The organism is Pseudalkalibacillus hwajinpoensis, from assembly GCF_015234585.1.
Taxonomy (GTDB): domain Bacteria; phylum Bacillota; class Bacilli; order Bacillales; family Guptibacillaceae; genus Guptibacillus; species Guptibacillus hwajinpoensis_B.
Genome location: NZ_JADFCM010000008.1, coordinates 1,616,527 through 1,631,578, shown reverse-complemented (window position 1 = coordinate 1,631,578; position 15,052 = coordinate 1,616,527). Strand labels below are relative to the sequence as shown.

14 protein-coding genes are annotated in these 15,052 nt (G+C 40.6%); 13 read left to right on the top strand and 1 reads right to left on the bottom strand.

Annotation, left to right across the window (positions count from 1 at the left end):
• Positions 1–94 precede the first annotated feature (94 nt).
• The gene (locus IQ283_RS19960) at positions 95–1,618 is read left to right on the top strand and encodes a carboxypeptidase M32 (protein WP_194221812.1); all 1,524 of its coding nucleotides are present in this window, start codon (positions 95–97) and stop codon (positions 1,616–1,618) included.
• Between the two features lie 40 nt (positions 1,619–1,658).
• On the opposite strand, the gene IQ283_RS19955 is transcribed toward IQ283_RS19960, so the two are convergent.
• Positions 1,659–2,105 (bottom strand): hypothetical protein, encoded by a 447-nt coding sequence (locus IQ283_RS19955; RefSeq protein ID WP_194221811.1) that lies wholly within the window; start codon positions 2,103–2,105, stop codon positions 1,659–1,661.
• Between the two features lie 142 nt (positions 2,106–2,247).
• Here IQ283_RS19955 and IQ283_RS19950 point away from each other — a divergent pair, with 142 nt between their 5' ends.
• From IQ283_RS19950 to IQ283_RS19895, 12 genes are all read left to right on the top strand, one after another.
• On the top strand, positions 2,248–3,879 hold the full coding sequence (locus tag IQ283_RS19950) for a class I adenylate-forming enzyme family protein (protein ID WP_194221810.1): 1,632 nt from the start codon (positions 2,248–2,250) through the stop codon (positions 3,877–3,879).
• A gap of 13 nt (positions 3,880–3,892) precedes the next feature.
• Complete coding sequence (locus IQ283_RS19945) at positions 3,893–5,431, top strand: acyl-CoA carboxylase subunit beta (RefSeq protein WP_194221809.1); 1,539 nt, start codon at positions 3,893–3,895, stop codon at positions 5,429–5,431.
• Positions 5,432–5,533: 102 nt separating this feature from the next.
• On the top strand, positions 5,534–6,742 hold the full coding sequence (locus IQ283_RS19940; protein ID WP_194221808.1) for an acyl-CoA dehydrogenase: 1,209 nt from the start codon (positions 5,534–5,536) through the stop codon (positions 6,740–6,742).
• A 15-nt stretch (positions 6,743–6,757) separates the two neighbouring features.
• Entirely contained in the window at positions 6,758–7,531 is a 774-nt protein-coding gene (locus IQ283_RS19935) for an SDR family oxidoreductase (RefSeq protein WP_194221807.1), read from the top strand.
• 17 nt (positions 7,532–7,548) lie between these two features.
• Positions 7,549–8,718, top strand: coding sequence for a thiolase family protein (locus tag IQ283_RS19930; protein WP_194221806.1), 1,170 nt, complete (start codon positions 7,549–7,551; stop codon positions 8,716–8,718).
• 12 nt (positions 8,719–8,730) lie between these two features.
• Complete coding sequence (locus tag IQ283_RS19925) at positions 8,731–9,483, top strand: SDR family NAD(P)-dependent oxidoreductase (protein ID WP_194221805.1); 753 nt, start codon at positions 8,731–8,733, stop codon at positions 9,481–9,483.
• An 18-nt stretch (positions 9,484–9,501) separates the two neighbouring features.
• Positions 9,502–11,118 carry a long-chain-fatty-acid--CoA ligase gene (locus IQ283_RS19920; protein WP_194221804.1) on the top strand — a complete coding sequence of 539 codons (1,617 nt, stop codon included), beginning with the start codon at positions 9,502–9,504 and terminating at the stop codon, positions 11,116–11,118.
• Between the two features lie 76 nt (positions 11,119–11,194).
• Complete coding sequence (locus IQ283_RS19915; protein WP_194221803.1) at positions 11,195–11,764, top strand: TetR/AcrR family transcriptional regulator; 570 nt, start codon at positions 11,195–11,197, stop codon at positions 11,762–11,764.
• 82 nt (positions 11,765–11,846) lie between these two features.
• Positions 11,847–12,731, top strand: coding sequence for a 3-hydroxyacyl-CoA dehydrogenase family protein (locus tag IQ283_RS19910; protein ID WP_194221802.1), 885 nt, complete (start codon positions 11,847–11,849; stop codon positions 12,729–12,731).
• Positions 12,731–13,507: an enoyl-CoA hydratase gene (locus IQ283_RS19905; RefSeq protein WP_194221801.1), complete on the top strand. Its 777-nt coding sequence runs from the start codon at positions 12,731–12,733 to the stop codon at positions 13,505–13,507. Before IQ283_RS19910 ends, IQ283_RS19905 begins: the two co-directional genes overlap by 1 nt.
• Positions 13,508–13,525: 18 nt before the next feature.
• Positions 13,526–13,930, top strand: a complete 405-nt coding sequence (locus IQ283_RS19900) for an acyl-CoA thioesterase (RefSeq protein ID WP_194221800.1) — start codon at positions 13,526–13,528, stop codon at positions 13,928–13,930.
• 56 nt (positions 13,931–13,986) lie between these two features.
• On the top strand, positions 13,987–15,051 hold the full coding sequence (locus IQ283_RS19895; protein WP_194221799.1) for a phosphotransferase family protein: 1,065 nt from the start codon (positions 13,987–13,989) through the stop codon (positions 15,049–15,051).
• The last annotated feature ends 1 nt before the right edge of the window (position 15,052 follow it).

Genomic DNA, 15,052 nt, shown 5'->3' with positions numbered 1-15,052 from the left:
AATTTTTTAACTTCCGACAAATCCTTACATAGTTAAACGAGATATGTCGAATTTATTGTTATGAAGGAAATTACTTTTTAAGGAGTTGAACGATTTGGCAACAGAAATCAAACAAACCGAGCAGGAATTTTTAAATTATGTAAAGAAAATGACGAGTTTTAATGAAGCGATTGGGGTTATGTATTGGGATCTCCGCACTGGCGCACCAAAAAAAGGTGCTGAACAGCGCTCTGAGGTTATTGGAATGATGTCTTCTGAAGTTTTTGAAATGTCGGTATCTCCTGAAATGAAGGGGTATCTTGATGTGCTTACAAAGGAAGACCAGCAAACTGAATTAAGTGAAATCACTCGTAAAACGGTAGAAGAGTGCCGTAAAGACTACGATCGGAACATAAAAATTCCTGCAGAAGAGTACTCTGAATATGTCATTTTAAGTTCGAAAGCAGAGACGATCTGGGAAGAAGCGAAGGAAAAAGCTGACTTCGAATTGTTTAGACCGTATCTCGAAAAGCTTGTGGCATTCAATCAGAAATTTGTCGAATATTGGGGATACGATGAAAATAAATATGATACGCTGCTTGACCTATTTGAACCAGGTGTAACAGTGAAAATGATTGATCGCGTATTTAACCAACTTAGAGAACATATTGTGCCACTTGTACAACAAGTTGTTAATGCGAGTGATCAGCCCAAAACTGACTTTTTGTTTGAACATTTCCCACAAGATAAGCAACAAGCCTTCAGTATGGAAGTACTGAGGAAAATGGGGTATGACTTTGACGCTGGTCGTCTTGATACGACGGTTCATCCATTTGCAACAGGACTGAATCCTGGTGATGTGCGTGTTACGACGAAGTATGATGAAGGTGATTTCCGCACAGCAGTATTTGGTACGATTCATGAGGGTGGTCATGCTTTATACGAACAGAATTTATCACCCAAATTGATTGGCACGCCTTTATGTACGGGTACGTCTATGGGGATTCACGAATCACAGTCTCTTTTCTGGGAAAACTTCGTGGGTCGTCATCAATCATTTTGGAAAAACAATTACGACAAGCTTAAAAGCTATTCAACTGGACAGTTTGATGATGTTTCATTAGAAGATTATTACCGTGCCATTAACGTTGCGGGTCCTTCTTTGATTCGGATTGAAGCAGATGAAATGACGTATGCGCTGCATATCATGGTTCGCTACGAAATTGAAAAAGGATTGATTAATGGAGAAATTGAAGTGAAGGATTTGCCAACGATCTGGAACGAAAAAATGGAGGAGTATTTAGGTATTACTCCAGATAACGATGCGGTCGGCGTTCTTCAGGATGTCCACTGGTCAGGTGGCTCATTTGGTTATTTCCCTTCCTATGCGCTAGGTTACATTTATGCGGCTCAAATTAAGAATGCTATGTTAAAAGACATCCCACAATTTGATGAGCTATTAGAACAGGGTGACTTGATGCCTATTAAAGAATGGTTAACAGAAAATATCCATCAGTACGGTAAGCTAAAGCAACCAATTGATATTATTAAAGACATTACTGGCGAAGGGCTAAATGCTGAATATTTAATTCAATATCTTGAAGAGAAGTATTCACAAGTTTATCGCCTGCAAAAATAATAGATGAAAAATCCTGCCGGCAAGGCAGGATTTTTTTCAATTAATCTGTCGATAGAGCATCATAATCGTTCTCGTTAACACCAACGAATCCATTAAGTATGACCGCTGCAAATAGCGGAGTACGCTCTTTCAATTCTTCTACTGTATATAGTCCTGAGAAATATTGAACGATTAACCCATCAATCATCGCTACAAATGCGCTAACGCCTTCACGGTAGTGAAGTGGCCAATATTCTTTGTCAGGATCGAGCGCCATAAACCGATCTCTTAAATATAGGAGCATTTCGTCAAAAGCTCTTTTAAATTCTTCTGGTTCTTGATTCTGAGCTTGTTTCCCCATTTCTTCCGTTAGTTTAGGAAGGTTCTGTTCGTTGTAGTCCATTGAGCCATATATGAAATTCTCTACAAATTCTGGAACAGTTTCCCCTTTGCAGTCATCTGTGAATTTTTCATATTCTTGTGTGAGCTGGTATAAGTTTTTATTCATCTTCATTCTTCCTTTCAAAGTGATAAAACACTATTTCCCAATTTTATCTATGTAAAACATGAATTTTATATTGAATAGTGAGAACGGCTACATGTATGATAAACGAAAGACATACCATACGGTCAGTATGAAGGAGGCTATTATGAAGAAAATGAAAACGAGTTGGCCAGAAGGTGTTTCAGAAACGTTAGAATACTTAAATGGGAAAAAGCCGCTTCATGAATATCTTGCATTAAATGCCGAAGTTTCACCAAATCAAACAGCAATCCATTACTATGGTTACGAATTGACATGGGAGGAATGGAATGAGCGATCAAATCAATTGGCTAATTATTTGGCAAGGATAGGGGTAACGAAAGGCGATCACGTGGCAGTATTTATGCAAAACTGTCCGCAATATCTTATTTCCCATTATGCGATCCAAAAGCTCGGGGCAGTTGTTGTACCATTAAACCCAATGTATAAATCATCAGAGCTTTCATATTTAATAAGCGAAGGAGATATCAAAGGTATCGTATCTGGCCTAGAACTGTTGCCAATGCTTCACGAAATGGAAGATAGTCTCTTCTTTATTGTTACGGTTTCTTATCAATCGCTTATTCAGCAGGACAATCTCTCTCTCGTACCGCAAGAATTACTTAACTCCGAGGAAGTCTCAAGGTTTACGACTCTTGAATCACTTTTTGAAACAGAATCGAATCTATTTCAGTCTGCTAATGTTCAATTAGATGACGTTTCTCTGATGGTGTTTACATCTGGCACAACAGGAAGACCGAAAGCAGCTATGTTAACTTATGAAAACGCTTTATATAAAACCGCTGCAACAATGACATGTAATCAAGTAGGGGAAGGTGAAAAGCTACTGGCCAATGCCCCGTTATGTCATATTGCTGGAATGGTTATGGGCGTCAATCTTCCAGTTTATAGTGGCAATGAAACGGTGTTACTAAGTCGATTTGACCCAGAAACCGTAGTTCGTACAATTGAGGATCATCGTATTACAATGTGGTATAGCATTGCTCCAATGAATGGAGCGATCATGCAAATACCAAATATTGAACAGCGTGATTTTACTTCCCTTCGACTAAACCTAGCGACGAGTTTCGGGCTCCAAGTAACTGAAAAACTAGCAAATCAATGGAAAGAAATAACGGGCGGTTTGCTTTATGAAGCTTCTTATGGATTGAGTGAGACACATACATGTGACACTTTTATGCCAAAAGAAAACATTAAGTATGGGAGTTGTGGCATTCCGATTCATCATACTACCATTAAAATCGTCGGTCTTGAGAGTGGGGATGAGCTACCACCTTATGAAGAAGGAGAAATTATTATTCAAAGCCCTGGTGTGTTTAAAGGGTACTACAATCGACCCGAAGAGACTGCGGCTACGCTTAAAAACGGATGGGTTCATACAGGCGACATTGGTCACCTTGATGAAGAAGGATATTTGTATTTTAAAGGTCGAGTAAAAGAAATGATAAAGAGCTCGGGATATAGCGTTTTTCCAGAAGATGTAGAAGCACTAATGAATGAACATCCAGCCATTATGCAAACAGCTGTTATCGGAATACCTGATCAGCAAAAAGGAGAAATCATTAAAGCTGTTATTGTCCTTGACCCTAACGATTCAAATCGATCTATAGAAGAATTATTAGCATGGGCGAAAGCTCATATGGCAGCTTATAAAGCACCAAAAGTGATTGAAATTCGAAAGAGCTTACCCGCAACATCTTCAGGTAAAGTATTGAGAAGACTGTTAAAAGATAGATAAGGAGAGTGAGATTATGGAGAATATTGTAGAAGAGTTAAAGAATCGTAGAGTTTTTGCAGAGCGTATGGGGGGACAACATAAAATCGACGCGCTTCATGCAAAAGGTAAAAAGACAGCTAGGGAGCGAATTGCCCTACTAGTTGATGAAGGAACCTTTCTTGAACTTGGTAAATTAACGTCGTCTGATATTCCAGGACTCGAGGAAAAAAGTCCAGGTGACGGTGTGATCTGTGGAGTTGCTCGGGTAGATGGACGCCCGGTAGTAGTTCAAGCTGGTGATAAAACAGTATTTGCAGGTACAGAAGGTGCTGTCCATATTCGAAAAACAAAAGCTGCTCATGCGTATGCATTAAAGAGAGGTTTACCAATAGTTAATTTAAGTGAAGGGGGAGGTCTCCGAATGCCAGATGGAATGGGCTCTGATGGTATTAGTGATAAGCTTTTCCCTCAAGAAATGTTAATGCATCATCGTGAAGTTCCGATGGTCACAGCGATTTTAGGTGATAGTTTCGGAGGACCAACATGGCTAGCGGTGTCTTCGGATTTTGTGACACAGCTGAATGGGACGTGCATGGGGGTAGCTGGTCCAAGAATGCTTGAGATTGCAACTGGAGAGAAAATAACAGAGAATCAGCTAGGAGGTGTTGAAATTCATCATAAGCACACAGGTCAGATTGATCAATCTGCAGACTCGGAAGAGGAATGCATTGATCAATTGAAGTTATTCTTAAGCTATCTTCCCTCGCATAGTGAAGAGGAACCACCATTATGTCACAATGAGGATTCGCTCGAAAGGCGAGTTGATCAGCTACTTTCAATTGTTCCAGAGAAACAGAATCGTGCGTATAACATGAAAAAGGTGTTGAAAGAATTAGTCGATAACGGGGAGTTCTTTGAACTTAAACCCGAATTTGGACCTGCTCTCTTAACTGTTCTATCAAGAATAGGAGGAAGGACAGTAGGGATTATTGCAAATCAACCGATGAAATATGCAGGTGCTGCTGGTGTACAGGAATGTGAAAAGGCGACTGATTTTATCTGTATGTGTGATTCATTTCATATACCTTTGATTTTCCTTCACGACATTCCAGGGTTCCGAGTAAGTTCCGAAGCAGAAAAGAAAAAAATCCCGACGAAAATTATGATGTGGAATCAGGCTCTAGCGCAGTCCACGGTTCCGAAACTTTCCGTAGTCATCAGGAAAAGTGTAGGGGCAGCTTACGGGAATATGTGTGGCCCAACAATGGGAGCGGATTTTGTCGTCGCCTGGCCATCAGCAGAAATTAATTTTACTGGACCAGAAGTTGGTGTGAATGTCGTTTATGGCAGAGAATTAATGCAATCTGAAAATCCGAAACAGGATCGAGAGAAGCTTTTAGAGAAATGGAGCTTTGATAGTTCTCCTTATAAAGCAGCCGCAAAGCATTTAATCGATGATGTCATTGATCCAGGTGAAACGCGGGTGTTTCTTGCCAGAACCCTTGAACTGGCGTGTTATAAAAACGGTTCAAAAAGCAATAGAAATTTAGCTAATTGGCCAACAGGATTTTAAATTCTAACATTTGTATTGAATATTTTGAATAATAAATTTATACTTATTACAAGAACATACCAACCGGTTAGTTAGATAACTGGTAAAAGGAGCCAACAAATGATGAATTTTGACTATTCAGAGCGTTGCTTATCGTATCTTGAAAAATTAACCGCATTTATGGATGAGAATGTATACCCTAATGAAAAAGTCTATGAAGAACAGCTTTCAGCGCAAGATAGTAGGTGGTCTGCCATTCCACCAATTATGGAAGAGTTAAAACAGAAAGCGAAAGATGCTGGATTATGGAATCTTTTTCTTCCAGATAGTGAGTATGGCGCAGGTCTTACCAATGCTGAATATGCTCCTCTTTGTGAAGTAATGGGGCGTTCTATGATTGGGCCTGAAGTATTTAACTGTGCGGCACCTGACACTGGAAATATGGAAGTATTAGTCCGTTACGGATCAGCGGAGCAAAAGAAACAATGGCTTGAACCTCTTCTTTCTGGGGACATCCGCTCCTGCTTCTCAATGACAGAACCTGATGTTGCGTCATCTGATGCTACAAATATTCAAGCACGAATCGAACGTGATGGTGATGAGTACGTTATCAACGGAACAAAGTGGTGGTCGTCAGGTGCAGGTGACCCTAGGTGCAAAATTGCTATTGTAATGGGCAAAAACGATCCGAACGCATCAAAGCACGAACAGCAGTCGATGATTCTTGTTCCTCTTGATACGAAAGGCGTTACAATAAAACGTGTTCTTCCTGTCTTTGGGTATGACCACGCACCGCACGGACATGCTGAGATTGAATATAAAGATGTTCGAGTACCTGCTACAAACATGCTATGGGAAGAAGGAAAAGGTTTTGCAATTGCACAAGGGCGACTTGGTCCTGGTCGAATTCATCACTGTATGAGATTAATCGGTACGGCAGAGCGCGCACTTGAAGATTTATGTAAGCGCGTACAAGAACGAGAAGCGTTCGGGAAGAAAATATCTGAGCAAGGTGTTGTTCGAGAATGGATCGCTGATTCTCGTATTGAAATTGAACAGGCAAGACTTCTTACCTTAAAAGCGGCATATATGATGGATACAGTTGGGAACAAAGAAGCGAAAGCAGAAATTGCGATGATCAAAGTAGTGGCTCCTAATATGGCGCTTCGTGTTATTGATCGCGCCATCCAAGCTTTTGGCGGTGCTGGAGTTAGTGATGATTATACGCTAGCTGCTCACTGGGCTAATGCGAGAACGCTAAGACTGGCTGATGGTCCGGATGAAGTGCATCGTAGCGCAGTAGCAAGACAAGAATTGAAGAAGTATAGATAACGAGGGGGATATAGGATGAACGTTATGCAACTGTTTGACTTAACTGGTAAGACTGCGATTGTTACAGGAGGTGGAAGAGGACTTGGTAAGCAAATCGCAGAAGGATTTGCAGAAGCTGGAGCTAATGTAGTTATTTGTTCAAGGAAACGAGAGGCTTGTGAAGCTGTTAGTGAGGAGCTACAGAAAGCCGGAGTAAAGTCTCTAGCTTTTGAATGTGATGTAACGAATCAAGAGCAAGTTCAGCATGTTGTAGATGAAACGATGAAAGAATTTGGTCGCATTGATATTCTTGTCAATAACAGCGGTGCATCATGGGGTGCGCCAGTCGTTGAAATGCCACTTCAAGCATGGCATAAAGTTATGGAAGTTAATGTAACTGGGACATTTCTCTTTGCACAGGCCGTAGGAAAAGAAATGATTAACCAAAAAAGTGGAAAAATCATTAACATTGCTTCTGTCGCAGGTCTTGGTGGTGCTGATCCACGCTATATGGACGCGATTGGTTATAACACGAGTAAAGGAGCCGTTATCACATTTACAAAAGATCTTGCTGTAAAGTGGGGTGGCTATAACATAAATGTTAATGCGATTGCACCAGGATTCTTCCCTACAAAAATGTCGAAGGGATTGATTGATGCAGGTGGCGAAAAAATGTTAGAAACGACTCCACTTAATCGCTTTGGTTCAGATGATGATCTAAAAGGTGCAGCATTATTTCTAGCATCAAATGCTTCTAATTATGTAACAGGAGATATTTTAATTGTTGATGGTGGACAACATGCAATGTAATGGGGGAGGAAACTAATATGAAACGTGATGCAGTTATTGTCTCAAGCGTAAGAACACCTATTGGTAGGCAAGGAGGAGCGTTTGCTGGGATTCAAGCACACGAGCTTGGGGCAATAGCTCTTAAGGAAGCCGTTGCTCGAATCAATTTGGAGGTTGAATCAATCGATGATGTGATCTTTGGAAATGTTATTGGCGGTGGCGGAAATATCGCTAGACTGACAGCATTGCAGGCTGGTCTTCCGCTTTCTATACCAGGTTTAACAATCGATCGACAGTGCGGATCCGGACTGAATGCGATTAATCTTGCTGCACAGGCGATTAAATCGGGAGACGGAGACGTTTATATTGTCGGAGGGGCAGAAAGTATGAGTCAAGCGCCTTATTTAATGGAAAAGCCTTCAAAACCATATAGTACAATGCCACCACGCTTTATGAAATCCAGGCTTTCCCCTGATGAAATTGGAGATCCTCCAATGGGAATTACAGCCGAGAATTTGGCAGAGAAATATCAAATTTCTAGAGAAGAACAAGATGAGTTTGCACTAAGAAGTCAGGAACGAATGGGTAAAGCTATGGTAGAGGGATATTTTGACTCGCAGATTGCTTCTGTTCATGTTCCTGTTCGTAAGGGTGACCCAATTGAAGTGACAAAGGATGAACATCCTAGACCTGAAACTACTTTGGAACGGCTTTCTTCCTTGGCACCTGTCTTTAAGAAGGGAGGATCGGTGACAGCTGGATCTAGCTCAGGCTTAAATGATGCGGCATCCGCTCTCATTGTCATGTCGCGTGAAAAAGCAGGGCAGCTCGGTTTGAAACCACTTGCCGTAGTTAAAGGATATGCTGTAAGCGGAGTAGATCCTAATATTATGGGAATTGGACCTGTTCCTGCTACAAATAAAGTTATGCAGCAAACTGGATTATCTCTTGAGGAAATGGATTTAATTGAAATTAATGAAGCGTTCGCTGCACAGGTACTTGCATGTGATCGAGAACTTAACATGAACCATGATGTGCTGAACGTCAATGGAGGCGCTATTGCTCATGGTCACCCATTAGGTGCAACAGGAGCGATTTTAGCCACAAAGGCAGTTTATGAGCTTGATCGTAGAGATGGAAAATATGCGCTGATTACAGCTTGTATTGGTGGAGGTCAGGGGATCGCTACAATACTTGAAAGAGAATAAGGGAGGCGTAAAATGAGGCTGCAGGATAAAATCGCGATTGTTACTGGAGGCGGAGGAGGAATTGGAAGAGCGACTGCCATTCGCTTTGCAAATGAAGGGGCGAAAGTAGTTATCTCAGATATTCACTCTGAAACTGGAGAGGAAACTGTCGAACAAGTGAAGAAAATGGGAGGTGATGCCATTTTTGTAAAAACAGACACAGCAAATGAAGGAGATATGAAAGCGCTTGTAGAAGAATGTGGAAAGCATTATGGTGGACTCGACATTCTTTTTAATAATGCTGGTGTTAGTAATGAAGAAGTAAAGTTAGCTGATATGTCCGTTGATGAATGGGACCGTGTCGTGTCGATTAATTTACGAGGCGTTTTTCTAGGAATGAAATTCAGTATTCCGTTAATGGAAAAAAGAAATGGTGGTTCCATTGTTAATACATCTAGCCTTCTAGGACTAAAGGGGAAAAAATTCATGGCCCCTTACAATGCCTCTAAAGGTGGGGTGATTACATTAACGAAAAATGCTGCACTTGAATACGGAGGTAAGAATATTCGAGTGAATGCTGTGTGTCCAGGTGTTATCGATACGAATATTGTTACACCATGGAAGGAAGACGATCGTAAATGGCCCATTATCTCAAAAGCCAATGCGCTAAAAAGGGTAGGACAACCAGAAGAAATTGCAAACGCCGTGCTGTTTCTAGTCTCGGATGAGGCTTCATACGTAACAGGAACTAGCCTTCTTGTTGACGGAGGAGGATTAACGTTTTAATTATTCGGAGGTGTAAGCATGAACGAGCAAAAGAGTTGGTTTAAGCATTACCCTGAATCGATTTCCAGTACGATTGATATCCCGAACATTTCACTTCAAGATATGTTAATGAAAACAGTGAACGATTATCCAGATCATGTTGCGCTATCTTTCTATCAGAAAAAAATAACGTACCGTGAGCTTGGGCACTTTTCTTCAGCATTTGGTTCTGCGCTTCAGAATACCTCACAAATGAAACCAAAAGATCGTGTCGCCCTCATGCTGCCTAACTGTCCACAGTTTGCTATTAGCTACTATGGTGTATTAAGAGCAGGAGGAACCATTACACAAATTAATCCAATGCTCGTTGAACGCGAACTTCAGTACATATTAGCGGATTCAGGTGCGGAAACGATTGTGATCTATGATGCCCTTTATCCAAGATTAAAAGCGATACAGAATGAAACGAATGTGAAAAACGTTATTGTTGTTTCCCTTCAGCCTACTGAGGCATCTTTCGCTCCAGATATGACCTTCGACCAATTTATTCAAAGCTCAACTCAGCAACTAAACGAAATTTCTGTCGATCCAAAGGAAGAAATCGCCGTTCTTCAATATACTGGCGGGACAACTGGGAGATCAAAAGGAGCAATGCTCACTCATCGTAATCTAATTGCAAATGTAGAGCAAAGCCTTGAATTCTTTAAAGGAGAGTTTATCTTTGGTGAAGAGAAGTGCCTAACGGTCATTCCGTTATTTCACGTTTTTGGAATGACGTCTTGTATGAATTTATCAATTCGAATTGGTGCAGAGAGCGTGATTTTACCAAGATTCGATGTTGATGAAGTATTGAAGACGATCGAAACCGAAAAACCAACAATGTTTCCAGGCGTCCCAACGATGTATGAAGGACTTACAAATCATCCTGATGCAGAAAAGTATAATCTCGGTAGCATTCGGACCTGTAATAGCGGAAGCGCCCCAATGCCCGTTGGATTAATGAAGGAATTTGAGAGGAAAACTGGGGCCAAAATACTCGAAGGATATGGATTGAGTGAAGCTTCACCGACGACTCATGTAAATCCCCCATTCGGTGAACGTAAGCCTGGTAGTGTTGGAATTGGTTTTCCTTCAACGGATTATAAGGTTGTCGATCTAGGTGAAGGGAAAACAGAGCTTCCGTTTGGTGAGTCAGGGGAGCTGGTGATTAAAGGACCACAAATTATGAAAGGGTACTGGAACATGCCAGAAGAAACGGCTAATACATTGCGAGATGGTTGGCTATATACAGGCGATATTGCAAAGATGGACAGCGATGGGTATATTTCCATTATTGATCGCAAAAAGGACCTTATTATTGCTAGTGGGTATAATATTTATCCGCGTGATATTGAGGAGGTTCTATATGAACATCCTGCTGTTATGGAAGCTGTCATAGTAGGTGTTCCGGATCCTTATCGTGGTGAAACTGTCAAAGCGGTTATCGTTAAGAAGCCAGGAGCTGAATTAACAGAGCAAGAAGTTGTTTCTTATTGTCAGGATGAAATGGCTCCATACAAAGTGCCAAAGATCGTCGAATTCCGTAGCGAGCTCCCTAAAACTAGCGTAGGGAAAATTTTAAGAAGATCCATTCGCGATGAAGCACGTCAAGTATAGCTAAGGATGCTTCTGAGTAGCCTCCATATGATATAATCTTAATCAATGAACATTGATAGATTGAGAGGGTACTAGCATGAAACACAAACTGACTGTCAAAAGTATTGAGCTTTTTGAGAAGCAAGGCTTTAGTGAAACGTCAATTCAAGATATTGTCGATGCCATTGGCGTAACGAAGGGCACATTTTATTACTATTTTAAGAGTAAAGAAGAACTGCTGATGGATATTCACTCTTCTTATATCGACGGAATGATTAAGCAACAAAAGGAAATTTTAGAAGATGTGTCGAAAGATTGTAAAACTAAGCTATACGATATGGTGTACATGTTAATTCACAACGTCGAATTAGAAGGTCATAGTGCACGAGTTTTCTTCCGTGAGATGAAAAACTTGAAAGAAGAAAACTTAGCCGAAATTCTTCCAAAGCGTGATCAAATTCGCTATTACTTTCAGGATCTATTAAAACAAGGTGTTGAAAACGGAGAATTCAAAAGTGATCTCAATATTGGGATTGTGACGTTTGCCATTCTTGGCATTACAAACTGGACGTATCAGTGGTATAAACCAAACGGTCCAGTTTCAGATAAGGAAGTAGCTAGCATTTTTGTGGATATGGTACTAAACGGAATAGAGGAAAGCGAATAAGCTTTCCTTTCTCATTTCACTATAATGTAAACGCTTTCGATCAAAACATTCTAACCGGTTAGTTAATTAAGGAGGAAAAGGTATGAAAATCGATGAAGTCAAGAACATTACAGTATTGGGAGCAGGTTCAATGGGTCACCAAATTGGGATGCTTTGCGCACTTGGTGGCTATGAAACAACCATTCAAGATATCAATGAAAAAGCACTAAAAGAAGCTGGAGAAAAGCTTGAAGGAATTATGTCAAAGTGGGTTTCAAAAGGGAAGATAAGCGAAGAACAAAAATCAGCAGCATTTGAACGCCTGCAATTCACGACTAGTCTTGAAGAAGCTACTGTTCGAGCTGATTTTATCATTGAAGCAATTGTAGAGAAGTTAGACGTGAAACGAGAGGTATTTGAAAAGCTCGATCAACTAGCTGATCCGAATACAATTCTTGCTACGAATAGTTCAACGATTGTGAACTCGTTAATTGCGTCCGCAACGAATCGTAAAGATAAAGTTGTCAATATGCACTTTTTCTTCCCACCACTAGTGATGGATTGTGTGGAAGTTGTTATGAGCGATGCAACGTCGGAAGAAACAGCTAAGCTTACAATGGCTGTTTGTGAGCAAATTAATCGAACAGGTTTATTGTTAAAGAAAGAGATTTCCGGTTTTGTTGCGAATCGCATTCTTGGTGCCTTACAAAAAGAAGCGATGTATTTATATGAGGAAGGCATCGCTGATTTTGAAGATATTGACCTCATCTGTAGAAAAGCCTTAAATCATCCGATCGGTCCGTTTGAATTGATGGATTTATCAGGAATTGATGTAGGTTATTACGTGATGCAGCAACGCTATAATGAAACAGGTAATCCAGAGGATAAACCTTCAAAGGCGATAGAAGATAAAGTGAAAGCTGGAACATTAGGAAGAAAAACAGGTAAAGGCTGGTATGACTATACAAAAGAAGGAGTGAAGAATTAATGAAAATGGTAACGTATGAAATTCATGAGAAAACAGCGGTTGTGACGATTAATAATCCCCCTTTAAATGTGATGAGTAAGCAAGTATCTACAGAACTTTTTGAAGTATTTACAGAGTTAGAAGCCAATCAAGATGCTGTTGCAGTGATTTTAACAGGTGCTGGTAATAAAGCATTCATGGCTGGTGCAGATATTAAGGAATTTCCTGAGTGGATTGGACATACAGGGTTTAAAGATATCGTGATGGAAACTCATCAGGTATTAAACTATCTTGATCACTTTCCTAAGCCAACAATTGCGGTTCTTAATGGTTTAACATTCGGCGGTGGATGTGAACTTGCGATGACATGCGATATGCGTATTGCTGAAGAGCATGCTCAACTCGGACTTCCTGAAATAAAGCTAGGTCTTTTCCCAGGTGGTGGGGGAACTCAGCGGCTCCCTAGACTGATTGGAGAAGCAAAAGCAAAAGAAATGATGTTTACAGGAGAACCGATTTCTGCAGAAGAAGCCGATCGATATGGCCTAGTAAATCACGTTGTACCGTCGGGCCAGGGAATGGCTTATGCGCAGGGCCTAGCTGCCAAAATAACCGGACAATCTCTACAGGCTTTATCACGAATTAAGCACGCTGTGAATAAAGGAGCTCATCTTCCAATTGAATCAGCTGTTGAGCTTGAGGCGGAATTGTTCGAGGAAGTTTTCCAAACAGATGACATTAAAGAAGGCGTTCAAGCATTTATCGAAAAGAGAAAGCCTGCTTTTACTCATAAGTAATAGAAAAGAGGAATCGATATGAGCGTTCATACAAGTGTGAGAGTAAGATTTTGTGAAACGGATGCGCTTGGCCATGTTAATAACACAAGCTACTTTATATACCTCGAGGAAGCACGTGTACAATTTTTTGATTATCTAGGTAAACGTTCTGGAACAGATGATTGGCCATTTATTCTCGTTTCTACGAAATGTGATTTTCTAAAACAAGCTTATTTTAAACAGTCACTTCATGTAGAAACGACTGTTAAGCGAATTGGCACAAAAAGCTTTACACTCATGCACTATATAAAGGATACGGAGAGTGATGGTGTAGTAGCTGAAGGTGAAGCGACTGTCGTCTATTATGATTTTAAGAAACAAGTAAGCGAAGTTATACCGGATGAATTGCGAAGTAAGCTTGAGGAATCTTATCAACTGCTATAAGCGTGGTGTTTTTTAAGGGTAAATGACTGAATATTACGTAATCAGGAGAGTGGCGTATGACCTATTCACACGATACGATACCTGTCCGAGATGGAGAACAGCTCGATCTAAATAAACTAGAGAGGTTTATTAAGGAAAACATTGAACATCTGAGTGATGATCCTCTCATAGTTGAACAGTTTGGAACAGGTCACTCAAATTTGACGTATCAACTATCGGTTGGTGAGTGGGAAGCAGTTCTCAGAAGACCGCCTCTTGGTCCAGTTGCTCCAAAAGCGCATGACATGGAACGAGAGTATACGATTTTAAGAGAATTACATCCCGTTTTCCCACTAGCACCAAAACCATACATCTATAATGAAACTTTACTTGATGCCCCATTCTTTCTTATGGAAAGAAGAAGGGGAATTGTGCTTGACACCTCGTTTCCTGATGGCGTTCAACCTACTGAAGAGTTGTGCAGAAGGATCTCAGAAACGATGGTAGATACGCTAGTTGATTTGCACAGTGTTGATTATCAGAAGACAAATTTAATTAAAGTTACTCACCCTGATGGTTTCATGGAACGTCAGGTGCACGGCTGGATCAAACGATATAACCGCTCGAAAACAGATGATATTCCTGGTATTGATGAATTGACGACATGGATGGCTTCGAATATCCCTAAATCACAAAGCCCTACTGTGATTCACTACGACTATAAATTAAACAATGCGATGTTTGATCAGGAAGACTATAGCAAAATGGTAGGTTTATTCGATTGGGAAATGACAACTGTTGGTGATCCTCTGGCTGATCTTGGTGCCGCAATGGGGTACTGGTTGCAACAAGATGACCCAGAAATCTTAAAAAAGGGCATGGGTAAAGCACCGGTAACTGTTATGAATGGATTTATGACGAGAGAAGAATTTATTGCGTCTTATGCTACTAAATCAGGGCGTGATGTCTCGCAAATGAACTTCTATTTAACATTTGCTTATTTCAAACTTGCTGTCATTTGTCAGCAAATCTATTATCGCTGGAAAATGGGTCAAACATCGGATGAACGCTTTCGTCATCTTAATCAGTTTGTAGCGAGTTTAATTGCACATGCTCGTGACAATGCCAAAGTAAAGCGTTAGG

Coding starts and splice junctions, on each gene's coding strand:
- IQ283_RS19955 (WP_194221811.1), bottom strand. CDS start 2,105: ATGAATAAAAACTTATACCAGCTCACACAAGAATATGAAAAATTCACA.
- IQ283_RS19950 (WP_194221810.1), top strand. CDS start 2,248: ATGAAGAAAATGAAAACGAGTTGGCCAGAAGGTGTTTCAGAAACGTTA.
- IQ283_RS19945 (WP_194221809.1), top strand. CDS start 3,893: ATGGAGAATATTGTAGAAGAGTTAAAGAATCGTAGAGTTTTTGCAGAG.
- IQ283_RS19940 (WP_194221808.1), top strand. CDS start 5,534: ATGAATTTTGACTATTCAGAGCGTTGCTTATCGTATCTTGAAAAATTA.
- IQ283_RS19935 (WP_194221807.1), top strand. CDS start 6,758: ATGAACGTTATGCAACTGTTTGACTTAACTGGTAAGACTGCGATTGTT.
- IQ283_RS19930 (WP_194221806.1), top strand. CDS start 7,549: ATGAAACGTGATGCAGTTATTGTCTCAAGCGTAAGAACACCTATTGGT.
- IQ283_RS19925 (WP_194221805.1), top strand. CDS start 8,731: ATGAGGCTGCAGGATAAAATCGCGATTGTTACTGGAGGCGGAGGAGGA.
- IQ283_RS19920 (WP_194221804.1), top strand. CDS start 9,502: ATGAACGAGCAAAAGAGTTGGTTTAAGCATTACCCTGAATCGATTTCC.
- IQ283_RS19915 (WP_194221803.1), top strand. CDS start 11,195: ATGAAACACAAACTGACTGTCAAAAGTATTGAGCTTTTTGAGAAGCAA.
- IQ283_RS19910 (WP_194221802.1), top strand. CDS start 11,847: ATGAAAATCGATGAAGTCAAGAACATTACAGTATTGGGAGCAGGTTCA.
- IQ283_RS19905 (WP_194221801.1), top strand. CDS start 12,731: ATGAAAATGGTAACGTATGAAATTCATGAGAAAACAGCGGTTGTGACG.
- IQ283_RS19900 (WP_194221800.1), top strand. CDS start 13,526: ATGAGCGTTCATACAAGTGTGAGAGTAAGATTTTGTGAAACGGATGCG.
- IQ283_RS19895 (WP_194221799.1), top strand. CDS start 13,987: ATGACCTATTCACACGATACGATACCTGTCCGAGATGGAGAACAGCTC.